The organism is Cupriavidus sp. C3SS-1 (assembly GCF_057073755.1).
Genome location: NZ_CP172699.1, coordinates 1,527,203 through 1,550,965, shown reverse-complemented (window position 1 = coordinate 1,550,965; position 23,763 = coordinate 1,527,203). Strand labels below are relative to the sequence as shown.

At 67.4% G+C, this 23,763-nt stretch carries 21 protein-coding genes and 1 pseudogene; 16 read left to right on the top strand and 6 right to left on the bottom strand.

Annotated features, from left to right (window positions below):
* Window positions 1-7 precede the first annotated feature (7 nt).
* The 3 genes from ACIGJC_RS07195 to ACIGJC_RS07185 all read left to right on the top strand — a co-directional run bounded on the left by ACIGJC_RS07195 (window position 8) and on the right by ACIGJC_RS07185 (window position 2,073).
* Window positions 8-784 carry a taurine ABC transporter ATP-binding protein gene (locus ACIGJC_RS07195; protein ID WP_483711315.1) on the top strand — a complete coding sequence of 259 codons (777 nt, stop codon included), beginning with the start codon at window positions 8-10 and terminating at the stop codon, window positions 782-784.
* A 46-nt stretch (window positions 785-830) separates the two neighbouring features.
* Window positions 831-1,691, top strand: a complete 861-nt coding sequence (locus ACIGJC_RS07190) for an ABC transporter permease subunit (protein ID WP_483711484.1) — start codon at window positions 831-833, stop codon at window positions 1,689-1,691.
* Window positions 1,692-1,938: 247 nt separating this feature from the next.
* Window positions 1,939-2,073: a hypothetical protein gene (locus ACIGJC_RS07185; RefSeq protein WP_483711314.1), complete on the top strand. Its 135-nt coding sequence runs from the start codon at window positions 1,939-1,941 to the stop codon at window positions 2,071-2,073.
* An 8-nt stretch (window positions 2,074-2,081) separates the two neighbouring features.
* Here ACIGJC_RS07185 and ACIGJC_RS07180 read toward each other — a convergent pair whose 3' ends face one another.
* Complete coding sequence (locus ACIGJC_RS07180) at window positions 2,082-2,792, bottom strand: TetR/AcrR family transcriptional regulator (RefSeq protein WP_483711313.1); 711 nt, start codon at window positions 2,790-2,792, stop codon at window positions 2,082-2,084.
* 271 nt (window positions 2,793-3,063) lie between these two features.
* On the opposite strand from ACIGJC_RS07180, the gene ACIGJC_RS07175 reads away from it, so the two are divergent.
* From ACIGJC_RS07175 to ACIGJC_RS07135, 9 genes are all read left to right on the top strand, one after another.
* Entirely contained in the window at window positions 3,064-4,800 is a 1,737-nt protein-coding gene (locus ACIGJC_RS07175) for an AMP-binding protein (protein ID WP_483711312.1), read from the top strand.
* A gap of 38 nt (window positions 4,801-4,838) precedes the next feature.
* Window positions 4,839-6,020: an isovaleryl-CoA dehydrogenase gene (locus ACIGJC_RS07170; protein ID WP_483711311.1), complete on the top strand. Its 1,182-nt coding sequence runs from the start codon at window positions 4,839-4,841 to the stop codon at window positions 6,018-6,020.
* Between the two features lie 57 nt (window positions 6,021-6,077).
* A complete protein-coding gene (locus ACIGJC_RS07165) occupies window positions 6,078-7,685 on the top strand; it encodes a carboxyl transferase domain-containing protein (RefSeq protein ID WP_483711310.1) in 1,608 nt (535 codons plus the stop codon).
* A gap of 37 nt (window positions 7,686-7,722) precedes the next feature.
* Window positions 7,723-8,511, top strand: a complete 789-nt coding sequence (locus ACIGJC_RS07160) for an enoyl-CoA hydratase/isomerase family protein (protein WP_483711309.1) — start codon at window positions 7,723-7,725, stop codon at window positions 8,509-8,511.
* Window positions 8,512-8,630: 119 nt separating this feature from the next.
* Window positions 8,631-10,655 (top strand): acetyl/propionyl/methylcrotonyl-CoA carboxylase subunit alpha, encoded by a 2,025-nt coding sequence (locus ACIGJC_RS07155; RefSeq protein WP_483711308.1) that lies wholly within the window; start codon window positions 8,631-8,633, stop codon window positions 10,653-10,655.
* A gap of 34 nt (window positions 10,656-10,689) precedes the next feature.
* Window positions 10,690-11,610 carry a hydroxymethylglutaryl-CoA lyase gene (locus ACIGJC_RS07150; RefSeq protein ID WP_483711483.1) on the top strand — a complete coding sequence of 307 codons (921 nt, stop codon included), beginning with the start codon at window positions 10,690-10,692 and terminating at the stop codon, window positions 11,608-11,610.
* A gap of 262 nt (window positions 11,611-11,872) precedes the next feature.
* On the top strand, window positions 11,873-12,184 hold the full coding sequence (locus ACIGJC_RS07145; RefSeq protein WP_483711307.1) for a hypothetical protein: 312 nt from the start codon (window positions 11,873-11,875) through the stop codon (window positions 12,182-12,184).
* A 99-nt stretch (window positions 12,185-12,283) separates the two neighbouring features.
* Window positions 12,284-13,279 carry an acyltransferase gene (locus ACIGJC_RS07140; RefSeq protein WP_483711306.1) on the top strand — a complete coding sequence of 332 codons (996 nt, stop codon included), beginning with the start codon at window positions 12,284-12,286 and terminating at the stop codon, window positions 13,277-13,279.
* A 169-nt stretch (window positions 13,280-13,448) separates the two neighbouring features.
* On the top strand, window positions 13,449-14,429 hold the full coding sequence (locus ACIGJC_RS07135) for a glutathione S-transferase family protein (RefSeq protein WP_483711305.1): 981 nt from the start codon (window positions 13,449-13,451) through the stop codon (window positions 14,427-14,429).
* Window positions 14,430-14,431: 2 nt separating this feature from the next.
* Here ACIGJC_RS07135 and ACIGJC_RS07130 read toward each other — a convergent pair whose 3' ends face one another.
* The 4 genes from ACIGJC_RS07130 to ACIGJC_RS07115 all read right to left on the bottom strand — a co-directional run bounded on the left by ACIGJC_RS07130 (window position 14,432) and on the right by ACIGJC_RS07115 (window position 19,382).
* On the bottom strand, window positions 14,432-16,270 hold the full coding sequence (locus tag ACIGJC_RS07130; RefSeq protein ID WP_483711304.1) for a flavin monoamine oxidase family protein: 1,839 nt from the start codon (window positions 16,268-16,270) through the stop codon (window positions 14,432-14,434).
* An 18-nt stretch (window positions 16,271-16,288) separates the two neighbouring features.
* Complete coding sequence (locus ACIGJC_RS07125; protein WP_483711303.1) at window positions 16,289-17,575, bottom strand: cytochrome c; 1,287 nt, start codon at window positions 17,573-17,575, stop codon at window positions 16,289-16,291.
* Window positions 17,576-17,630: 55 nt separating this feature from the next.
* Window positions 17,631-17,816 (bottom strand): DUF2970 domain-containing protein, encoded by a 186-nt coding sequence (locus ACIGJC_RS07120; RefSeq protein ID WP_483711302.1) that lies wholly within the window; start codon window positions 17,814-17,816, stop codon window positions 17,631-17,633.
* A 114-nt stretch (window positions 17,817-17,930) separates the two neighbouring features.
* Entirely contained in the window at window positions 17,931-19,382 is a 1,452-nt protein-coding gene (locus ACIGJC_RS07115; protein WP_483711482.1) for an ABC transporter permease/substrate-binding protein, read from the bottom strand.
* Window positions 19,383-19,615: 233 nt separating this feature from the next.
* Here ACIGJC_RS07115 and ACIGJC_RS07110 point away from each other — a divergent pair, with 233 nt between their 5' ends.
* From ACIGJC_RS07110 to ACIGJC_RS07095, 4 genes and pseudogenes are all read left to right on the top strand, one after another.
* Entirely contained in the window at window positions 19,616-20,587 is a 972-nt protein-coding gene (locus ACIGJC_RS07110) for a LysR family transcriptional regulator (RefSeq protein WP_483711301.1), read from the top strand.
* 19 nt (window positions 20,588-20,606) lie between these two features.
* Window positions 20,607-22,067, top strand: coding sequence for a SidA/IucD/PvdA family monooxygenase (locus tag ACIGJC_RS07105; protein WP_483711300.1), 1,461 nt, complete (start codon window positions 20,607-20,609; stop codon window positions 22,065-22,067).
* Between the two features lie 25 nt (window positions 22,068-22,092).
* A complete protein-coding gene (locus ACIGJC_RS07100) occupies window positions 22,093-22,623 on the top strand; it encodes a CMD domain protein (RefSeq protein ID WP_483711299.1) in 531 nt (176 codons plus the stop codon).
* Between the two features lie 8 nt (window positions 22,624-22,631).
* Window positions 22,632-23,210, top strand: a pseudogene (locus ACIGJC_RS07095) (peroxidase-related enzyme); the annotation flags it as partial.
* Window positions 23,211-23,418: 208 nt separating this feature from the next.
* Here the strand turns inward: ACIGJC_RS07095 and ACIGJC_RS07090 are convergent.
* The gene (locus ACIGJC_RS07090; RefSeq protein ID WP_483711298.1) at window positions 23,419-23,754 is read right to left on the bottom strand and encodes a cupin domain-containing protein; all 336 of its coding nucleotides are present in this window, start codon (window positions 23,752-23,754) and stop codon (window positions 23,419-23,421) included.
* Window positions 23,755-23,763 lie beyond the last annotated feature (9 nt).

Below are 23,763 nucleotides of genomic sequence, written 5' to 3'. Positions count from 1 at the left end.
GACTGTCATGTCCCGGCTGGAAATCGACAAGGTCAGCGTCAACTACGGCGGCCGCGGCGGCGCGCAGACGCTCGCGCTGTCGCAAGTGAACCTGACCATGGAACGCGGCGACTTCGTCGTCGCACTCGGCGCCTCGGGCTGCGGCAAGACCACGCTGCTGTCCTGCATTGCGGGCTTCATGCAGCCGTCGGAAGGCGAGATTCGCCTCGATGGCAAGCCCGTGCTGGGCCCCGGCGCCGAACGCGGCGTGGTGTTCCAGAAGCATGCGCTGATGCCGTGGCTCAACGTGGTCGACAACGTCGCGCTCGGCCTGCGGCTGCGCGGCGTAAGCCGCGCCGAACGTTTGCGCATCGCGCAGGAAAAACTGGCCCAGGTCGGGCTGGAGAAGGTGGCCACCAAGCCGGTCTACCAGCTTTCGGGCGGCATGCAGCAGCGCGTTGGCATTGCGCGCGCACTGGCCAATGATCCGGAAGTCATGCTCATGGACGAACCGCTCGGCGCGCTCGACGCACTCACGCGCGAATCGATCCAGGCACTGATCCTGCGGCTGTGGGCACGCGAGCAGAAGATCGTCTTCTTCATCACGCACAGCGTGGAAGAGGCGCTGTTCCTGGCCACGCGGCTGATCGTGATGACGCCCTCGCCCGGCCGCATCGCCCACAGCTACGACCTGCCCTTCGCCCGGCGCTACATCGAATGCGGCGATTCAAGGGCGGTCAAGTCCGATCCGGAATTCATCCGCTACCGCGAAGAAATCGTCGACCTGATCCATGCCACGCCCTGAGGATAAAGCCATGACCGTACCCGTCCAGCAGGTCGACGCCGCCACGATGGCGGCGACCGTCAACAACACCGCCGGCACTGGGCAGCCCGCTGCCGCGCGCCGCCCCATGCGCACCGTGTCGGGCTATCGCATGCCCGGCGAAGGCTCCAGTTCGCGCATTGCCACCGTCACCGTGGTGTCCTTGCTGGCCCTGTGGTGGATCGCCAGCCACCTCCAGTGGGTGCCGCCGCTGTTCCTGCCCACGCCCGAGGCGATCGTCCGGGCCTTTATCGATGCCTGGAACGGCAACGTGCAGGGTGGCCTGCCGTTGCTGGAACACTTCCACGCGAGCCTGGTGCGCGTGTTCGGCGCCTTCGCGCTGGCCGTGCTCACCGCCGTGCCGGTCGGCGTGCTGATGGGCGTATCGCGCGTCGCACGCGGCGTCTTCGATCCGCCCATCGAGTTCTACCGCCCGCTGCCGCCGCTGGCCTACCTGCCGCTGATCGTGATCTGGTTCGGCATCGACGAGACCTCGAAGATCCTGCTGATCTACCTGGCCTGCTTTGCGCCGCTGGCCATGTCCGCCCGCGCCGGCGTGCGTTCGGTCACCATCGAACAGATCAACGCAGCCTACTGCATGGGCGCCACGCCATGGCAGGTGATCCGCCACGTGGTGCTGCCCGCCGCACTGCCGGACATCCTGACCGGCATGCGCATCGCCATCGGCTTCGGCTGGACCACCCTGGTCGCCGCCGAGATGGTGGCGGCTACCGCGGGCCTTGGACAGATGGTGCTCAATGCCTCGAACTTCCTGCGCACCGATGTGGTCATCATGGGCATCCTGCTGATCGGCCTGATCGCCTTCCTGTTCGACCTGCTGATGCGCAAGTCGGAGACGTGGCTCGTGCCCTGGAAAGGCCGCATGTAATACGGCGCGACAGCCGGCACCGATCGATGGCGCCCGCCTGGCTGCGAAAGCGGCAAGGCGGGCGCCATTTTTCATTCCCGGCAATTCGAAGTGTGGTCAGGCCCAACGCAACCGAGGGGCCTGTTGGCGACCCCCCAACATTTCGCCGCGCCCCGGCGGCGAACTGATCACCCGGAAGTACGATCTGGCGCGTGGCACGGCATGTGCGTAAGCAAGGCAGCCGTCGAAGCCTCCCGGGGAAACAGCCATGAACGCCAGAGTCGCCTACCTGATCACCGTACTCGCCGCAGCCCTTGCCGCTGTCTTTCTCGTCGGCGAGCCTGAGGCCCTCCGGGACGACAACGCCACGGGCATTCCCGAACTGCTGCTGCCCGCGCAGTAGCGGCCGGCTCAGTCCTGCCGCGCCTCGCCTTGCTTCACGCGCGCCAGCGCTGCGCCCACTTCCCCATAGAACTGCTTGAGCGCAACGGCGTCGAGGTCAGGCGGCTGGAGCGCCGGCCACAGCAGCGCGATGAGGTCGCTGGCGGCGCGGTCGATATCGACCGGTCGCCCGCTCACTACCGCATCCCAGAGGATGTGTTCCATCGGCCCGAGAATCGCGGAGCGCAACAAGCGCAACGACAGGTCGGTCCGGATTTCCCTGCGCGCCTGCGCGCGCGCCAGCAAGTCCATCAGCGGGGCCGTGTAGCGGCGCTGCAGCGGCACGAACACCTCATCGAGCCCCTGGCCCTTGGCCCGGCCTTCCGACAGCACCAGGGCGCACAGCCCCGTGCCCTGGATCAGGAACAGCCGCAGGTGCGTGCGGACGAAGAACTCCAGCTGTACCCTGGTGCTCTGCTCGCGCGGCAGGCCGTTCTCCATCGCTGCAATGATCTCGTCGTACCAGTCCTGGATCACCCGCACGCAGAGATCGCGCTTGCTGTGGAAGTAGGTGAAAACCGTGCCTTCCGAGATGCCAAGCCGCTGCGCGATTTCCGTGGTGGTCGCGCGTTCATAGCCAAGCTCCGAGAACACTTCGCGGCCGACCCGGAGGATGTCGCGCATGCGCTGCTCCGCCTTGGCGCGTGCCGGCACCCGGCGCTGTCCCGCAATCTGCTGCATCGACGTGTCCTTGCGTGGTGTGATCTGTGAGGGCCGCATTATAAGTGGCGCCTCCCGCCCTTGGTCGCCCGTCCTGGCACGCCTCGAACTCACTTTATACGATAGTTGACCAACACTCAATTTTTGTTGATTTTTTCTGAGTACGGGTATAACTTTAGCGAACAACGAGAACAAAGCAGCGCCAAACCGCCCTGAAACTTCCCCCTCGCGTTTTGAGCGAAGCTCAAGATAGGGAAGAAAAGACACTGAACGCCGCATTCTGGAGACGAGCATGACGATTCAGCCTGGGACACCCCGGCCCGTGCCCGATACGACCTTGCCCGCCAACGGGCTGTCCTATGTAAAGGGCGACACCACCCCCCCGCTTAGCGAACAGACCATCCCGGCCCTGCTGGCCGATACGGTCGCACGCTGGGGACAGCGTCCCGCCGTGGTCTTTCGCGAGCAAGGCATCCGCTGGAACTGGCAGGAATTCGCCGCCGCGGTCGATGCCCTGGCGGCTGGCCTTCATGCGCTGGGCCTGCGCCGCGGCGACCGCGTCGGCATCTGGTCGCCGAACCGCGCCGAATGGCTGCTGACCCAGTTCGCCACGGCACGCGTCGGCATCGTCATGGTCAACATCAATCCGGCCTATCGGCTGTCCGAGCTGGAGTACGCGCTGAACAAGGTCGGCTGCAAGGCGGTCATCGCGCCGGAGTCGTTCAAGACCTCGCGCTACCTCGACATGCTGCAGACCCTGGCACCCGAGTTGCAGCAATGCGAACCGGGCGCCCTGCAGGCAGCGCGCCTGCCGGCGCTTCGCTGGGTCATCCGCATGGAAGACACGCCCACGCCGGGCATGCTGACGTGGAAAGAGCTGCTGGCCCGCGGCGCCGGCGTGCCGGCTTCCGAGCTGGATGCGATCACGGCGCAACTCGACCGCCAGGACCCGATCAACGTCCAGTTCACCAGCGGCACCACGGGCGCGCCCAAGGGCGCCACGCTGACGCACCGGAACATCCTGAACAACGCGCGCTACATCGCGGCGGCGATGCGCTTCACCGAGCAGGACAAGCTGTGCATTCCGGTGCCGCTGTACCACTGCTTCGGCATGGTGCTGGCCGTGCTCGCCTGCGTTTCGACAGGCGCCTGCATGGTATTCCCGGGCGAAGCCTTTGAACCGGTGGCCACCATGTCGGCCGTCAGCGAGGAGCGCTGCACCGCGCTGCATGGCGTGCCCACCATGTTCATCGCGCAGCTCGACCACCCCGAGTTCGGCCGCTTCGACTTCTCGACGCTGCGCACCGGCATCATGGCCGGCTCGCCCTGCCCGATCGAAGTCATGAAGCGCGTCGTCGCCGACATGCACCTAGCGGAAGTCACGATTGCCTACGGCATGACGGAGACCAGCCCGGTATCGTTCCAGAGCTCGACCGACGACCCGCTCGCCAAGCGCGTGTCCACGGTCGGCCGCGTGCAGCCGCACCTGGAATGCAAGGTCGTCGATGCCCTGGGCCAGACCGTGCCGGTCGGCGAGACCGGCGAGCTGTGCACGCGCGGCTACTCGGTCATGCTCGGCTACTGGGACGACGAGGCCCGCACCAGCGAAGCCATCCAGGACGGCTGGATGCACACCGGCGACCTGGCGACGATCGACGCCGAGGGCTATTGCAATATCGTCGGCCGCGTCAAGGACATGCTGATCCGCGGCGGCGAGAACGTCTATCCGCGCGAGATCGAGGAATTCCTGTTCCGCCATCCGAAGGTGCAGGCCGTGCAGGTATTCGGCGTGCCGGACCAGAAATACGGCGAGGAAATCTGCGCGTGGATCGTGCTCAAGCCGGGCCAGAGCGCGACGGAAGATGAAATCCGCTCGTTCTGCCGCGACCAGATCGCCCATTACAAGATCCCGCGCTACATCCGCTTCGTCAGCGAAATGCCGATGACCATCACGGGCAAGGTGCAGAAGTTTGTCATGCGCGAACACATGACGAAAGAACTCCACCTCACCGAAAGCAAGACCGCCTGACCCGCGGCGCTACTACACCTTTACGGAAGAACACGATCATGACCGAACTCCCTGGCCTGAAATTCGACCTGGGCGAAGACATCGAGATGCTGCGCGGCGCCGTGCGCGGCTGGGCCCAGGCTGAACTGGCCCCGCGCGCCGGCGAGATCGACCGCACCGACCAGTTCCCCATGGACGCCTGGAAGAAGATGGGCGACCTTGGCGTGCTCGGCATCACCGTGGCGGAAGAGTATGGCGGCGCCAACATGGGCTACCTCGCCCACATGGTGGCGATGGAGGAAATCAGCCGGGCTTCGGCTTCAGTCGGCCTGTCGTACGGCGCTCATTCGAACCTGTGCGTGAACCAGATCCACCGCAATGGCAGCGCCGCGCAGAAGGCAAAGTACCTGCCGAAGCTGGTATCGGGCGAATGGATCGGCGCGCTGGCCATGAGCGAGCCCAATGCCGGCTCGGACGTGGTGAGCATGAAGCTGCGCGCTGATTTCAAGGGCGATCGCTACGTGCTCAACGGCACCAAGATGTGGATTACCAACGGCCCGGATTGCGATGTGCTGGTGGTCTATGCGAAGACCGAACCAGAACTCGGCGCGCGCGGCATGACGGCCTTCATCGTCGAGAAAGGCATGAAGGGTTTCTCGGTGGCGCAGAAGCTGGACAAGCTCGGCATGCGCGGCTCGCATACCGGCGAACTGGTATTCGAGGACGTCGAAGTGCCGGTCGAAAACATCCTGGGCGCGAAGAACGGTGGCGCCAAGGTGCTGATGAGCGGCCTGGACTACGAACGCGCCGTGCTGTCGGGCGGCCCGATTGGCATCATGCAGGCCTGCATGGACGTGGTCACGCCTTACATCCACGACCGCAAGCAGTTCGGCCAGAGCATCGGCGAATTCCAGCTGATCCAGGGCAAGGTGGCCGATATGTACACCACGCTGCAGGCCGCGCGCAGCTACCTGTACACGGTCGGCAAGAACCTCGACTCGATCGGAGCGGAACACGTGCGCCAGGTGCGCAAGGATTGCGCGGCGGTAATCCTCTACACGGCGGAAAAGGCCACGTGGATGGCCGGCGAGACCGTGCAGATCCTGGGTGGCAACGGCTACATCAACGAATACCCGGCCGGTCGCCTGTGGCGCGATGCCAAGCTGTATGAGATCGGTGCGGGGACTTCGGAAATCCGCCGCATGCTGATTGGCCGCGAGCTGTTTGCCGAAACGGCCTGATCCGCACCCGACGCCCCACTGCCCGCCCTGACCAGAACAAGACCTGCCCAAGATCGTATGCCGACCTTAGAAACCAAACTCAACGCACGCTCCGAAGCGTTCAAGGCCAACGCCGAAGCCATGCAGGCGCTGGTGGCCGACCTCAAGGCCAAGGTGGCGAAGCTCGCCGAAGGCGGCGGCGATGCCGCGCGCGACAAGCACCTGTCGCGCGGCAAGCTGCTGCCGCGCGAGCGCGTGCAGCAACTGCTGGACCCGGGCACGCCGTTCCTGGAGCTGTCGCAGCTAGCGGCATACGACATGTACGACAATGCCGCCCCGGGCGCCGGCATCATCACCGGCATCGGCCGCGTGGCCGGGCAGGAATGCGTGATCGTCTGCAACGACGCGACGGTCAAGGGCGGTACGTACTACCCGATGACGGTCAAGAAGCATGTGCGCGCGCAGGAGATTGCCGAGGAGAACAACCTGCCTTGCATCTACCTGGTGGACTCGGGCGGCGCCAACCTGCCGAACCAGGACGAGGTGTTCCCCGATCGCGACCACTTCGGCCGCATCTTCTACAACCAGGCCAACCTGTCGAAGCAGGGCATCCCGCAGATCGCCGTGGTGATGGGCTCGTGCACGGCCGGCGGCGCCTACGTGCCGGCGATGAGCGACGAGTCGATCATCGTCAAGAACCAGGGCACCATCTTCCTCGCCGGCCCGCCGCTGGTGAAGGCCGCAACAGGTGAGGTGGTCAGCGCCGAGGATCTCGGCGGTGCCGATGTCCACACGCGCCTATCGGGCGTGGCCGACTATTTCGCGCAGAACGATCATCACGCGCTGTCGCTGGCGCGCAATATCGTGGGGCACCTGAACCGGCGCAAGCCCGACCAGATCCGCCTGCATGAGCCGGCCGAACCGCTGTATCCGGTGGAAGAACTGTACGGCGTGATCCCGACCGACACGCGCAAGCCGTTCGACGTGCGCGAGGTCATCTCGCGCATCGTCGACGGCTCCGAGTTCGACGAATTCAAGGCGCGCTATGGCACCACGCTGGTATGCGGCTTCGCGCGCATCTGGGGCTACCCGGTCGGCATCGTGGCCAACAACGGCATCCTGTTCTCGGAAGCGGCGCTCAAGGGCGCGCACTTCATCGAACTCTGCTGCCAGCGCAAGATTCCGCTGGTGTTCCTGCAGAACATCACGGGCTTCATGGTGGGCCGCAAGTACGAGAACGAAGGCATTGCGCGCAACGGCGCCAAGATGGTGACGGCGGTGGCGACCGCACAGGTTCCCAAATTCACGGTGATCATCGGCGGCTCTTTCGGCGCCGGCAATTACGGCATGTGCGGCCGCGCGTATTCGCCGCGCTTCCTGTGGATGTGGCCGAACGCGCGCATCTCGGTGATGGGCGGCGAGCAGGCCGCGAGCGTGCTGGCGACCGTGCGCCGCGATGGCATCGAGGCGAAGGGCGGCCAGTGGAGCCAGGAAGAGGAAGACGCGTTCAAGCAGCCGATCCGCGACCAGTACGAACACCAGGGCCACCCGTACTACGCGAGCGCCCGGCTGTGGGACGACGGCGTGATCGACCCGGCGCAGACGCGCACGGTGCTCGGGTTGGGGCTCTCCGCCAGCCTGAACGCGCCGATCGACGATATGAAGTTCGGCGTGTTCCGCATGTAAGCCTGCCACTACCGACGCTCACTCAAGCCAGACCGCCATGCAATTCACCACGCTTACCGTCACCATCGCCCGCCATGTGGCGACCGTTACGCTGAACCGTCCGGACGTGCGCAACGCGTTCAACGAGACCGTCATCGCCGAACTGACCGAGGCCTTCCGCGCGCTCGGCAGCCACGACGACGTGCGGGCCATCGTCCTGGCCGGCAACGGCCCTGCCTTCTGCGCGGGCGCCGACCTGAACTGGATGAAGAAGATGGCCGGCTACTCGAACGACGAGAACCGCGCCGACGCACTCGCGCTGGCCAAGATGCTGCACGCCATCTGGTCCTGCGCGCGCCCGGTCATCGCGCGCATCCAGGGCGACACCTACGCCGGTGGCGTGGGCCTTGTCGCGGCTTGCGATATCGCGGTGGCCGCCGACCATGCGCACTTCTGCCTGTCGGAAGCGCGCCTGGGCCTGCTGCCCGCCACCATCAGCCCGTACGTGATCCGCGCCATGGGCGAGCAGGCCTCGCGCCGCTACTTCATCACCGCCGAGCGCTTCGACGCCGCCGAAGCGCTGCGCCTGGGCTTTGTCCACGCCGTGGTGCCGGCCGATGCGCTCGACGCCAAGGTCGAGGAGATCTCGGCGGCGCTGGTCGGCAACAGCCCCAACGCCGTGCGCGAGAGCAAGCGTCTGGTGCAGGAAGTTGCGGGCCGCATGATTGATGACGACCTGCTGGCCGATACGGCGGACCGCATCGCCGCCATCCGCGCCTCGGAAGAAGGCCGCGAAGGCGTGCGCGCCTTCCTGGAAAAGCGTTCGCCTGCCTGGAAGCCGGCTTAAGCCACACGCGACACCCCTATCAAGAAAACCCCCGGCAGCATGCCGAGGCAGCGCCTGTCCGCTGCCTGCATGCGGCAGCGGTCGCGGCTGACACCGCCCGCCCCTCCCCAGGAGAAACCATGTTCAACAAGATCCTGATCGCGAACCGCGGTGAAATCGCCTGCCGCGTCGCCGCCACCTGCCGCCGGCTGGGCATCCGCACCGTCGCGGTGTACTCGGACGCCGACGCCGATGCGCGCCACGTCGCCTTCTGCGACGAGGCCGTCCATATCGGCGGCGCCGCCGCGCGCGACAGCTACCTGCGCGCCGACCACATCATCGAGATGGCGAAGGCAACCGGGGCGCAGGCGATCCATCCCGGCTACGGCTTCCTCTCGGAGAATGAGGGCTTTGCCGAGGCCTGTGCCGCGGCGGGACTCGTGTTCATCGGCCCGCCGGCCTCGGCCATCCACGCGATGGGCAGCAAGAGCGCGGCCAAGCAGCTGATGGAAAAGGCCTCCGTGCCGCTGGTGCCCGGTTACCACGGCGAAGACCAGAATCCCGGCCTGCTGCGCAGCGAGGCCGACCGCATCGGCTACCCGGTGCTGCTCAAGGCCAGCGCCGGCGGTGGCGGCAAGGGCATGCGCGTGGTGGAGTCGGGCGATGCCTTCGAAGCGGCGCTCGCCTCGGTCAAGCGCGAGGCCTCGGCCAGCTTCGGCGACGACAAGGTGCTCGTCGAGAAATACCTGACCCGCCCTCGCCATATCGAGATCCAGGTCTTTGCCGACACCCACGGCAACTGCGTCTACCTGTTCGAGCGCGACTGCTCGGTGCAGCGCCGTCACCAGAAGGTGCTGGAAGAAGCGCCCGCGCCGGGCATGACGGAAGAACGCCGCCGCGCGATGGGCGAGGCTGCCGTGGCCGCCGCCAAGGCCGTCGGCTATGTCGGCGCCGGTACGGTCGAATTCATCGCCAACCAGGACGGCTCGTTCTACTTCATGGAGATGAACACGCGCCTGCAGGTCGAACATCCGGTCACCGAGATGATCACCGGGCAGGACCTGGTCGAATGGCAATTGCGTGTGGCCGCCGGCGAGCCGCTACCGCTGAAGCAGGAACAACTCCGCATCGACGGCCACGCGCTGGAAGCACGCATCTACGCCGAGAATCCCGACAAGCAGTTCCTGCCGTCCACCGGCACGCTGCGCTTCCTGCGCACGCCGCCCGCTGTCCAGTTCATGCGCGGCGGCGATGCCCACGGCCCCGCTGGTGTTCGCATCGACTCCGGCGTGCGCGAAGGCGACACCATCAGCCCCTACTACGATCCGATGATCGCCAAGCTGATCGTCTGGGGCAAGGACCGCGATGAGGCGCTTGCACGCATGCGCCAGGCGCTGGCGGCCTATCACGTGGTCGGCCTTTCCACCAACGTGGCATTCCTGCAGCGGCTGTTGAAGTCCGAAGCGTTCCGTACGGCCGATCTCGACACGGGCCTGATCGAACGCAACGAGGCCACCCTGTTCCCCGCGCCCGCGCCGGTCGGCATGGAGATCATCGCACTGGCAACCGCCGCGCTGCTCGACCGCGAAACACGCGAGCGCCGCAGCGACGCGGCCGACCGGCATTCGCCGTGGACGCATGCCGGCGCGTGGCGGCTCAATGACGCGGGCTACACGACTTACCGCCTGCAAAGCGCTGACGGCGACATCGATGTCACCGTGCGCAGCGAAGTCGGCCGCCAGCGCCTGACTGCGCGCGGGAAGACCTTGCCATGGCGCGCATCGCTGCGCGACGGCGTGCACACCGTCGACCTTGGCGAGCGCACCGTCAAGGGACGGGTCCATATCGAAGGCGACACGCTGCACGTGTTCAGCGGCGAAGCACAGTGTTCGCTCGTAGTGGTGGATCCGCTGCTGCATGCCGGCGAAGCCGAGAGCGAAGGCGGCAAGCTGGCCGCGCCGATGCCGGGCCGCATTATTGCGGTGATGGTCGAGGCCGGCACCACCATCAACAAGGGCGATGCGCTGATCGTCATGGAAGCCATGAAGATGGAGCACACGCTGACCGCGCCAGCAGGCGGCACCGTGCAGGAAGTGCTGTACGCCGTCGGCGACCAGGTCCAGGAAGGCGCGCAACTGGTTACGCTGGAACAGGAGGCTGCCTGACATGGCACCGAACGCCCCTTTCTTTCCCCAGTCGCTGGCACTGCCCGAGGCCGTCAAGATCGTCGAGGTGGGCCCGCGCGACGGGCTGCAGAACGAAGCGCGCCATGTGCCGGCCGCGGTCAAGGTGGAACTGGTCAATCGCCTGAGCGAAGCCGGCTTCGCCAATATCGAGGCGGCGTCCTTTGTCTCGCCGAAGTGGGTGCCGCAGATGGCCGATGGCGCCGAGGTCATGGCCGCCATCGCGCGCCGTGCCGGCACGGTCTATTCGGCGCTGACGCCGAATATGAAGGGCTTCGAAGCGGCGCTGGCCGCCGCTGCCGGCGAGGCAGTGATCTTCGGCGCCGCCAGCGAAGCGTTTTCGCAGCGCAATATCAATTGCTCGGTGGCCGAATCGATCGCGCGCTTCGAGCCGGTGGCCGCTGCCGCCAAGGCGGCGGGCCTGCGCCTGCGCGCCAGCATTTCGTGCGCGCTCGGCTGCCCTTATGAAGGCGAGATCGCGGTCGACAAGGTTGCCGAAGTCGTCGCCCGCATGCGCGACCTGGGCTGCGACGAGATCGATATCGCCGACACCATCGGCGTGGGCACGCCGATGCGCACGCAGGCCGTCATGGAAGCCGCGGCCAGCGTCTTCCCGCGCGAGCGGCTGGCCGGGCATTTCCACGATACCTATGGCCAGGCGCTGCCCAATATCCTGGCCAGCCTGCAAGCAGGCATCCGCATCTTCCACGCCTCCGTTGGAGGCCTCGGCGGTTGCCCTTACGCGAAGGGTGCTTCGGGCAATGTGGCGACGGAAGACCTGCTTTACATGCTGCATGGCATGGGCATCCATACCGGCATTGATCTCGACGGCGTCATACAGGCCGGCGCCTTTATATCCGAGGCGATCGGACGGCCTTATGGCTCGCGCGTCGGCAAGGCGCTGCTCGAGCGCGGCTGCCGGCAGTCAACGCCCTAAGCCGGGCCGCCGCGTCCGGTTGTACCTTTCCTCACCTGCCCGCCTTTCGTCTCGCCGCGCCGGCGCTTGCCACTGCACTTGATGAGGGGCATTGCATTGATGTGGACAGACGCCATGCCACGCCGGCGTCGCTGGCAGCAACGGCGGCCACTGGAACTTTGTGGCCGGGGCGCATAGGCTAGGATTCTGGCGCATCCCGCGGGCATCACCGCCGACGATGCGACCGACGGATCCCAGGGATCCCGATGGCAAGGAGGCACTTATGAAAGCCGTTGCAGCACTGGTTCTCTCCGCCCTGGTCCCGATGGCCGCTCACGCCGCCGGACCCGCGAATCCGGCGGACCGCTACGACTACAACATGCGCAGCCCCAACCAGGGCGGCGCCGCTGCCGATACCCAGCGCTCCACCAACAAGGACGGCTATGTTCCCGACACCCAGCGTGCCGGCGACAAGTTCGATCCGTACACGCAAGGCGCCAAGCAGGAGACTTCCTCGTCCCTGGCCGATGACAAGGACACGCAGCCCAAATCGTCGGGCAAGTCACATAGCCACAAGAAGGCGCCTGCCAAATAACGTCTGATCCTTGCTGCCACCATCGCAATTTCTGCTGCATCGGATCGGACTTGATCCCGCGCAAACCCTTGCGGGCGTTGCGCAGCCAAACTTGCGCGCATGAAATCGACCCCTTCCCCAGCCCGCGCCGGCAGCGCCCTTGCTGTCGGCCAGGCCGCCAAGCACGGCATCAATTCCCGCCAACGCACATCACGTCCGCCACTGCATAGCTGGCCGGTCGGCGCCGCGAGCCTGCTCGTGCTGGCACTCAACACGCTGTTCTGGTGCCTGCTGATGTTCCCGTTCGCGCTGCTCAAGCTGGCGTTGCCGATGCCCGGCGCCAGGCGGCGCATTGATCCCATGCTCAATGCCATCGCCCGCGCATGGATCACCTGCAACGGCGCGTGGTTCGGCGCGATCCAGCGCCATCCCTGGGACGTTGACGGCCTGGCAGGCCTGAAGCGATCCGACTGGTACCTGGTCAACTGCAACCACCAGTCGTGGGTCGACATTTTCGTGCTGCAGCGCGCGCTCAACGGCCGGGTTCCGCTGCTGAAGTTCTTCCTCAAGCAGCAACTGCTCTACGTGCCGGTCATCGGCCTGGCGTGGTGGGCGCTGGACTTTCCTTTCATGAAGCGCCACACGCGCGCGCAGTTGCGCCGCAAACCCCAGCTCCGGCGCGAGGACCAGGACACCGCGCGCCGTGCCTGCGAGAAGTTCTCGCTGTCGCCCACCAGCGTGATGGTGTTCACCGAAGGCACGCGTTTCACCGAAGCCAAGCGCGTGGCGGAGGCTTCGCCGTATCGGCACCTGCTCAAGCCAAAGGCCGGCGGCCTCGCGGTGACCATCAACGCCATGGGCAACCGTTTTCGCGCCATGCTCGATGCGACCATCGTCTATCCGCATGGCGCGCCGAGCTTCTGGCAATTCGCCTGCGGACGCACCGGCCCGGTCATCGTGCGCGTGCATCAGCTGCCGATTCCACCGGCTTTCTGCAACGCAGACTACGGCACCGACTCCGCCTTTCGCAGCGAATTCCATCGCTGGCTCGCGCAGCAATGGGAGGACAAGGACACGGAGATCGACCGCCTGCTGGCCCAGGCGACGGACCGCTGAGGTTCGGGTAACGCGACGCCACGTCGCCCGACCCGGCCGTCATCTCGTTCAAAGCAGTCGAATGACTTGCTCGGGAAAATCGTAGGGAAAGCTGGCCAGAATCGCTCACCATGTCGGCATAGGCGCGCCAGGCAGCAGGCACGGCGTGCGCACCGTCAGGGAGCAGCAAATGGGACTTCTGGTGAATGGCCAGTGGCAGGACAAGTGGTATGACACCGACGCCACCGGCGGACGTTTCGTGCGCAAGGACTCCGCCTTCCGCAACTGGGTCACGGCCGATGGCAGCGCCGGGCCGTCGGGAACCGGCGGCTTCGCCGCGCAGGCCGGACGCTACCACCTGTACGTAAGCCTGGCCTGCCCGTGGGCGCACCGCACGCTCATCATGCGGCGACTCAAGGGGCTGGAAGACAGGATCGGCGTTTCAGTGGTGCACTGGCTGATGCGCGAAGAAGGCTGGACCTTCGCCGATGGGCCCGGCGTGGTGCCTGACACGGTCAACCATGCGCGCGTCCTGCACCAGGTCTATACGGCAGCGGATCCGCAGTACAGCGGCCGCGTCACCGTGCCCGTGCTATGGGACCGGCAGCGCGCCACGATCGTCAGCAACGAGTCCTCCGAGATCCTGCGCATGATGAACAGCGCCTTCGACGGGATTGGCGCAGCGCCCGGCGACTACTACCCCGCCGAGCTGCGCGCGGAGATCGACACGGTCAACGCGCGCATCTACGACACCGTCAACAACGGCGTGTACAAAGCCGGCTTCGCGACCTCGCAGGCGGCCTACGAAGAAGCGGTCTGGCCGCTGTTCGAAACGCTCGACTGGCTCGAAGCCAGGCTGGCGACGCAGCGCTACCTGGTCGGCAATCGCCTGACGGAAGCCGATATCCGCCTGTTCACCACGCTGGTCCGTTTCGACCCGGTCTATGTCGGGCACTTCAAGTGCAATCTGCGCCGGATCGCGGACTATCCGGCGCTGTCGGGCTTTGTGCGCGACCTCTACCAGCACCCTGGCATTGCGGACACCGTGAACTTCGAGCACATCAAGCGCCACTACTACGAAAGCCACCGCACGCTGAATCCGGCCGGCGTCGTGCCGGCCGGGCCGGTGCTGGACCTTGCCGCGCCGCATGGGCGCGAACGACTGGGCTGACTTCAGCCCGCCAGACGGTCCACGGCGCGCCGGCCTTGTGCGACCGCAGCAGTTAGCGACGGGCTGCCCGCGCTGTCGCTGCCCGCGAAACTCACGTTGCCGACACCCGCCGGCGATGCCCACGTCGCCGGGTCTTCTCCCGCTAGCGTGTCGGGCCGATAGCTGTAGCCATGCGCCCAGCGGTTGACGGTGATGGCGCGGATCACATCCTTCGACGCGAATCCCGCCGGCCCGAGCATTCTGTCGAGCTGCATGCGGATGCTGCGCTCGAGTTCGCTGAACGGCGTGCCCAACAGGAATGCGCGACCCGCGCGGAAGCGCTCGCGCGCGCTCATGCCGCTGTCGGGCACCGTCGGCACGTACAGCATGTGCAGCACCGCGGGATCGCCCGGGCTTGTGCCGGCCGGCGGCTCCAGCCAAAGGTCGGTATAGGCCATGGCCGGCGCATGGATGCGCCGCGTCTTGAGCGCGGCAAACGCGCGCCAGTGGTCCAGCGCCACCTTGGTATAGACCAGCGGCGCCTTCACTTCGCCGCGCAGCGTGTCGCGTTCGGCGGCCGGCAGTGACGGCATCAGGTACGGCACCATCATGTTCCAGCCCGCCAGCACCACGTGGCGCGCTTCCACGCGATGAAGATTGCCGCGCCAGCCGTAGGTAACGCGCGTGATCGGGCCATCGGGGTCCACGGCGATGGCGGTAGCTTCCAGCCGCAGCCGTACCGGGGCGCCGTCCTGATCCAGCCGCGCGTAGTCAAAGGCCGCGTTCACGATATCCGTGGGGCGCGCCAGCTTTGCCACGCCGGGAATCAGCTTCTGCACCAGCAGCCGCGCCAGCGAGGCGTTGCCGTCAGGGAACCATAGCCGCGAGGCCGGCGATTTGCCCAGGCGCGCGTCCACCGTTGGTGCCGGCATGCCGGCACCGGCTGGCAGGCCGATGCCGATGGCGTCGGCCACGCTGATGCCGTCCGCATCGAGCGCGAAGGCGTCGTTGCCGCGGCTGCGCAGGAAGCGCTGCCCGGCCAGCCCGATGCCGGCCTTGTCGCGCAGGAACGCCGCATAGCGCGTGCTGCGCAGATACGTGGCACGTTCGCCGGCGGCCATGCCCATCAGGTAGTCGGTACCGCCATCGGCAAGCCGCGCCAGTGCCGCGCGGTCCTGCTGCGGCAACGGCGCGGCATCCAGGAAACGCCTGAGCGCGGCAGCGTCCGGCGCGGCAACGCCCTGCCGCCCGCCGCGCGCGTCGACCAGTTCGCCGAACGGATCCCCGCCGAGCCACTGGTCGCGGCCGAAATGGTCCGAATCGAAGAACACCGCGCGGCCCATGCCGAGCGCGGCGTAAGGGTCCGCCGGCTCGGCCAGCGGCGCGCGCGCCGCGTCGAGGCCAAGCCCGCCGAGCAATTCGCGCATGGCGGCGTCCGCTGCCGCCGTGGGCGGCATTTCCGCGCTGCCGCCATAGGTCACCAGCCGCTTGCCCCGCACCGTGAACTCATTGCGCTTGGCGTGGCCGCCGAAGTCGTCGTGATTGTCGAGGATCAGGATGCGCTTGCCCGGACCAAAGCGGCGCTGGTAGAACCACGCCGCGGTCAGGCCGCTCAGGCCGCCGCCCACCACCACCAGGTCGAAGGCTTCATGGGCCATCACGGTGGGGTACTTCGCACCTTCGCGCGCGAGGCTGTGGGCCAGCGTAAAGGTCCCGGCATGATTGCCGCGCAAGCCCGTCAGCGACGGCGGATAGGCCGCGCCGGGCTGCCCCTGCGGCGCGGCCAGCAGTTGCGCGGGGGCCATGCCAGCGGCGATGGCCAGCGCGGTGCCGTTCAGGAAATCTCTGCGCGAAATCGTCATGGGTTCGTCGTGGCGGGTTCAGCGGGCCGTTTCCAGCTCGCGCCGGCGCGCGGCAACGGCCGCTTCGCCGACCGGCGCGGCGCGGTTGCCCCAGTTGCCGCGGATAAAGGTGAGCACGTTGGCCAGTTCCTGGTTGTCCAGGGTCCAGCCATAGCCGGGCATGTGATAGTCGGTCGGCGCGGTGTCGACTCGCGCGGTCACGGCGCCGCTCAGCAGCAGGTTGACGAGCGATGCGGGGTCCGGATCGGCCACTGTCGGGTTGCCCGCCAGCGGCGGGAACACGCGCGCGAAGCCCTTGCCGTCGGCGCCATGGCAAGGCATGCAGAACTGCGAATACTGGCGCGCGCCGGAGCTGTCGAAGCGGCCCTGCAGCAGGCGCGGCGCCGCCGACGGATCATGCCGGAACGGCTCGGTCTCACCGCGCGCGCCGGGCAACGACTTCAGGTAAGCAGCCACGGCGTCGAGATCGGCGGGGACCATGTACTGGGTCGACGTGGCGATCACGGTGGACATTGGCCCGAACGAGGTTGCGTGCGCATTGCGCCCGGTGCGCAGGAACTCCGCGATTTCCGCGCGCGACCATGCGCCCAGCCCGGTGACCTGGTCCCCGGTGAGATTGGTCGCGGACCAGCCTTCTACGCTGGCGCCTGACAGGAAGCGCTTGCTGCGCTCGTCCAGGCCCTTCTCGGCATAGAGCCACCCGCGCGGCGTATGGCACGCGCCGCAATGCGCGACGCCCTGCACGAGATAGGCGCCACGGTTCCATTCGGCGCTCTTCGCTGCGTCGGTGCGAACCGGTGAACCACTCAGGTACAACGCATTCCACACCACCAGCAGCGGGCGCATGCTGTACGGCCAGCGCATCTCGGCATCGCGGTTGCGCTGGCTGACGGGGGCGACGCCGGCCCGCATATAGGCATAGAGGGCTGCTACGTCTTCGGGCCGCATGCGCGCGTAGGACGGGTAAGGCATGGCCGGATAGAGCCGCCTGCCGTCGCGGGCCACGCCCTGGCGCACCGCGCGGTCGAACTGCGCCAGCGAGTAGCCGCCGATGCCGGTCGCGTCCGGCGTGATATTGGTCGAGTAAACGGTGCCCGCCGCCGTGCGGATAGGCAGGCCGCCGGCAAATAGCTTGCCGGATTCGCTCGTATGGCAGGCTACGCAGTTCGCGATGCGCGCAAGGTAGCGGCCGCGCTCGACATCGGCCGTGGCGCCAGGCGTCGCCGCGGCAGCGGGCGCGGCACCACCGAGCAGACCGGCGAGCAGCGTGGCGGCGGTCAGCAACCGCCGTGCGGGGAAAAGCATGGATGCGTCCCGGTCTTGTCGTTATAGGGGTTCAGCCTGCCGGTGGCCGCCGGCCTCAGGCGCTGGTTACCGCAAACTTTGCCACCAGCACCAGGCATAGCACCAGCCCGGCGGCCAACGTCACACCGGTCAGGATCAGCGGCACCGGCCGCATGGTCTCCAGGTCACGCTGGTGCTCCTGGCCTTCGCGCAAGCCAAGGAAGCCCCATAGTACGGTGCGGACCAATCTCAACGGGTTCATTGGCTACCTCCTTGTTTCGCCTGGCAGCCACTGCGGCGCGCTGCCTGTCCTGGCGCCGATTATCGGCGCCAGCCGCGGAACATGACAGCATCAGATATCGGAGATTTTTGCATATCAGATGGCCGGCCCGCCACGCTGGTGCCGGCCAAGCGTCCATTCCAGCGCCTCGAAGCCGGCCTGCACGACCAGCGCAAGCACGGCGGCAGGAATCGCCCCGGCGAGCAGCAGCACCGTGTCGTTGAGCGCGAGACCGGTGGCGATGCGCTCGCCATAGCCGCCGGCGCCGACGAACGCGGCAATGGTCGCGGTGCCCACGCTGATGATGGCCGCGGTCTTCACGCCGGCCAGCACAACCGGCAGCGCCAGCGGCAGCTCCACGTAGCGGAGCACCTGTCCATCGCGCAGCCCCAGCGCGCGCGCCGCGTCGCGCATGCCCGCGGGAATCTGCTGCAGCCCGATGCAGGTATTGCGCACGATGGGCAGCAACGCGTAGAGGAACAGCGCCACCATCGCCGGCCAGACACCGATGCGCCCCAGCAGCGGGATCAGCATGGCCAGCAGCGCCAGCGACGGTATCGTCTGGAGCACGCTGACCATGGCCAGCACGCCCTGACCCAGCCGCCGGCGCCGCGCCGCGACGATGCCCAGCGGCACGCCCGCGAGCGTGGCAGCCACCACGGCACCGGCCACCAGGCCCACGTGGCGCCGTGTCAGCCGCAGCGTGTCCGGGCCGAGCAGCGCCTGCAGCAAGCCACCGCGCTCCGCCCGCCGCGCCGCATGGCCGAACAGGAAGCCGCGCGCGATTGCGGCAAACGACTGCCCGTCGATCTCGGCCGCTGCGTTCATCGTCACCATGTCGGCGGCACCGATGCGCCCCGCCAGGGACTGCAGCGATTTCCACGCGGCCGGGAAGCGGCGCGGCACGTCGAGCCGGTAGACCACCACGGCGTCGTAGCGCGGGAAGAAGTGCAGATCGTCCTCCAGCACGCGCAGCCGGTACTTGCGGATCTTGGCGTCGGTGGAATAGATGTCGATCGCATCGACCTGCCCCGCCGCCAGCGCCTCATAGGCAACGCCATGATCCAGTCCGACCGGCTGCTGCGGCAGCCCGTAGCGGCGCGCCAGTCCCGGCCAGCCGTCGGCCCGGCCCAGGAATTCGTGCGACAGGCCCAGCCGCAACCGCGGCTGCCGCGCCAGGTCGCTCAGCTTGCGCAAGCCGTCGGCACGCGCCTCCGGCACGGCCAGCGCATAGGTGTTCTCGAAGCCCAGCGCGATGCCCGCGCCCAGTCCCATCGGCGCCAGGGCCTGGTTGATCTGCGCCAGCGTCGCGCTGGGCGGCAGTTTCAGGATCTCGCTCGCAAGCGTGCCCGTGTAGTCCGGATAGAGGTCGATGCTGCCGGCCCGCAGCGCCGCGAACACGATCGCCGTATTGCCGAGCCCGGCCTGGTGGCGCGCGTCGCCGGCCGCCTGGGTCAGCACTTCGCCAAGGATGTAGGACTCGGTAAAGCGCTTGGAGCCAACGCGCAGGACGTCGCCGCCCTGTGCCCGGCACACGCCTGCCAGCATCAGCAACGACGCCAGCAGCAGGCCGGCAAGCCAGGCTGCCGCGCATGCGGGAACGCCACTGCGGCGGAAAAATGACAAGGCAGCGCTCCTGCGGGCACGGGTGGGCCGATGTGCATCCGGCATCTCTACATGATAGGCGTGCGCGTGCGCATGACGTCATAGCGAAATAGTATTTGCCATACGCATGATGGATCGATAAGAATCCGAAATTCGCATACACAATCCTTCGTCCCATGGAAATCCGGCAGCTGGAAGCCTTTGCGGCGGTCGTCACGACTGGCAGCGTCACCGCTGCGGGCCGCCTGCTCGGCCGTTCGCAGCCGGCCATCACCCGGCTCATCCAGGAGCTGGAAGGCGAACTTGGCTTTGCGCTGTTCACACGCAGCGGCCCGCGCGTCAGTCCGACCGAGCAGGGTTTCCTTCTGTATGACGAAGTCGAGCAGACGCTGGCCGGCTTGCAGCAGATCCGCGCCCGTGCCGCCGCGCTGGCGCGCGGCGATGGCCGTCCGCTGCGGATTGCCGCCACGCCGGCGCTGTCGGCGGGCTTGCTGCCCGCGGCGCTGGCACTCGCTTTCGGGCGTGGGCTGTGCTCGCCCGAGCGCGTGGAAGTACGGAGCGTGTCGCCCGAGCAGGTCGTGCACGCGGTACTGACCGGCGCCGCCGAGATCGGCCTGAACAGCCTGCCGCTGGAGCATCGCGGCGTGAATGTCCACTGGATCGGCCAGGCAGCTTGCGTGGCCGCCATGCGCGCAGACGATCCGCTCGCGGATGGCAAGGCCGTGCGGCTGGCGGACTGCAGCCAGCGCCGCATCATCACCATGCAGAACCCGTACCGGCTGCGGCGCCGCACCGATGCCGCGTTTGCCAGCGCCGGCATTGGCGCGGCGGGCGTGATCGACACCAATACCTCGATCAACGCGCTGACGCTGGTGCGCGCCGGGCTCGGCATCGCCGTGCTCGAACCCGTGACCGCGCGGGGCCTGCCGCTGACCGACATCGCCGTGCGCCCGCTCGATGCGGACATCCCGTTCTATTTCGGCGTGGTCACGCCACAGGCGCGCCCTGCCAGCGCGGTCGTGCTCGGGTTGGTCGATGCATTGGCCGAGGCGTCCGCCTCCCTGCTGCCCGATTTCATCCGCCGCGATCCGTCCGAGCACGGCGCCCTGCTCCAGTCGCTGTATGGCGACGGCGCCGCCCCAACCTAGAACCCCGAATCACTGAGCCATGACTGAATCCGACCCTCCACGCGGCCAGGCCGGCCTGGCCGCGCTCGAATCCCGCCTGCGCCAGGACCTGGCCTGGCTGGAACTGCCCGCCAAGGCCTGGACCATGCCGCGCACCCACGACGGGCAAGCCGTGCTCGACGTTGCCGTGATCGGCGGCGGCATGGCCGGCCTGGCCGTCAGCGCCACGCTGAAGCACCTGGGCATCCAGGCCTGCGCGTTCGACCAGTCTCCGGCCGGCCTGGAAGGGCCGTGGGCCACCACCGCGCGCATGGAGACGCTGCGCTCGCCCAAGCAGCTCACCGGCCCTGCGCTGGGCCTGCCGGCGCTGACTTTCCGTGCATGGTTCGAAGCCCAGTACGGCAACGATGCATGGGAAGCGCTCGACAAGATTCCGCGGCTGCAATGGATGGACTACCTGCGCTGGTACCGACAGGTACTCGATCTCGATATCCGCAACGAGCATCGCATTGAACAGGTGCTGCCGCGCGCGGACGGCCTGGTCGCACTGTCGATGACAACGCCCGAAGGCGCGCGCACCGTGCTGGCCCGACGCGTGGTGCTGGCCACCGGCCGCGACGGACTTGGCGGCGCCTACGTGCCGCCAATCGCCGCGCACCTGCCGCGCCAGCTGTGGGCGCATTCATCCGACGAGATGGATTACGGCGCGCTGCGCGGCAAGCGCGTGGGCGTGGTCGGCGCCGGGGCGTCGGCCATGGACAGCGCCGCCACCGCGCTCGAAGCCGGCGCCGCCAGCGTGGACATGCTGATCCGCCGCGCGGACATTCCGCGCGTCAACAAGAGCAAGGGTGCTGGCAATCCCGGCCTGACACATGGCCACTATGGGCTGCCCGATGAATGGAAATGGCGCCTGCGCCATTACATCAACAGCCAGCAGGTGCCGCCGCCGCGCGGCAGCACGCTGCGCGTATCGCGCCATGCCAACGCGCGCTTCAACCTGGATTGCGCGCTTGACGCCATAGACGTGGATGGCGACGTGCTGCGCGTGTGCACGCCCAAGGGCGTGTTCGAACTGGATTTCCTGATCTTCTCGACCGGTTTCCGCATTGCGCTGGAAACGCGTCCGGAATTCGCCGCGTTCGCGCCCCAGACCCGCTTCTGGCGCGATCGTTTCGTGCCACGGCCGGGACAGGAGGACGGCGAACTGTCCGACTCGCCCGACCTTGGCCCCGCATTCGAATTCCAGGAGAAGACGCCTGGCGCGTGCCCGGGGTTGTCGCGCATCCATGCGTTCTGCTATCCGGCCGCGCTGTCGCACGGCACGGTGTCCGGCGACATCCCGGCCATCAGCGACGGTGCCCGGCGATTGGGCCAGGGCATCGCCGGCCTGCTGTACCAGGAAGATGTTGAACTTCACTACGCCGCGCTGCAGGCCTATGCCGAGCCTGAAGTCTTCGGCGACGAATGGGTGCCGGCGCCGCCGCCCGCACTGAACGCCTGAATCCACCCGAACCGTGACAAATACCATGAGCCAAGCCCCCACGTCGCCGGACCTGATCGATGCCATCACCGGGCTGCAGCCCGGCAGCGCCACGCACGCGCTGCGCCACAAGCGCGACAAGGTCGTGGCCGCCACTCAGGGCAGCTATGACGCCCTGTTCGATCCGGCGCTGCCCGGCCTGACGCTGGCCGAACGCCTGCTGGTCGCGCTCTACGCCGCGCGCCTGACGCCGTCGCCGCGACTGGCCGACCATTACCGCGCGCGCCTGGCGGTGGCTGGCGTCGATACGGCGGCCATATCGGTTGCCGAACAGGGCAGCCCCGCCGACGCGGCCGACCCGCGCCTGCGCGCCATCCTGACGTTCACGCGCACGCTGATCGAAAAGCCCGTGGAGGGCGACAAGGCCGCGCTGGAAGCGCTGCCCGCCGCGGGCCTGGGCACGCCGGCCGTGGTCACGCTGGCGCAGCTGATTGCCTTCCTGTCGTACCAGGTGCGGCTCGTTGCCGGCCTCGATGCACTGAAGGCGCTGAACGACAACGCAGGAGCACAAGCATGAGCGAGATCATCAAGGCCCACGGCTTTACCAATGAAGTGCTGGACTGGAAAGCCTGGCTCGATGTCGTCGAACTGGACCAGGCCACGCCGGAGCAGATGGCCGTGCTCGACGAGAGCCATCCCAAGGCCCGGGTGCAGGACTACTACCGCTTCCTCGTGCACCAGCCCGAGATCCTGCGCCAGCGCTCCACTGCGTTCAACGCGATCATGTACGCACCCGGCGGCATGCCGCGCGCCGAGCGCGAGCTGGCGACCACCGTCGTGTCGCGGCTCAATGGCTGCGTCTATTGCGCGTCGGTACACGCTCAGCGTTTCGAGCAGTTGGCCAAGCGCAATGACGTGATCAAGGAAGTCTTCGAGGATCCGCGCTCGGCGGGCACGACCGAGCGGGAGAAGGCGATTGCGAAGTTCTCGATCGCATTGACCGAGGATCCTGCGGGCGTATCGGCGCAGAGCCTGGCGGCGCTGCGCGAGGCCGGGATCAGCGATGCCGAGATCCTTGATCTGATTCACTCCGTGGCAATCTTTGCGTGGGCGAACCGGTTGATGTTGAATCTGGGGGAGCCGGTGTTTCCGGTGGGTGAGTGAGGTGTCGTGCCTGGCGGGCAGCGCCCGCCGGGCACGACTGCCCAGCCAATCCCCTCCCCGCCCCGCCGGCGCTCGCGCAGCGCATCGAGCATTACGCCGGGCTCGAAGCGGCACGCGAGCACCAGCGGCACGGCTCGGATTCAGGCCAGGCGGAGATCAGGGGAGACAGGCCGGCACCCGGCCCACGGCGTCAACGTCGGTTCAGCGGCTACGCCGGCTCGCAATGGACCGCCAGCCATACCGTGGGCGTCGCGGCATCCGTCCATGCCACGCGATGCCGGCAATGTGCCGGCAGGTGCAGCCAGTCGCCAGGGTGCAAGACGCGCGGGGCGGCGTCGCCCTCGCACTCCAGCCCGGCACTGCCGCTCAGCAGCAGCACCCACTCATCTTGCGGGCTGTCATACCAGAAGCCCGGCGGACTGGCCTGGCCATTGGAGATGATCCGCTCGATCTTCAGTCCGGTCCGCTCCAGCAGGGACTGGAAGATTTCGTCCGGCGCCCCCGCGGGCACGTCGGCGAACAAGTTGCCCTGGCTGAGGGTCATGGCGGCTCC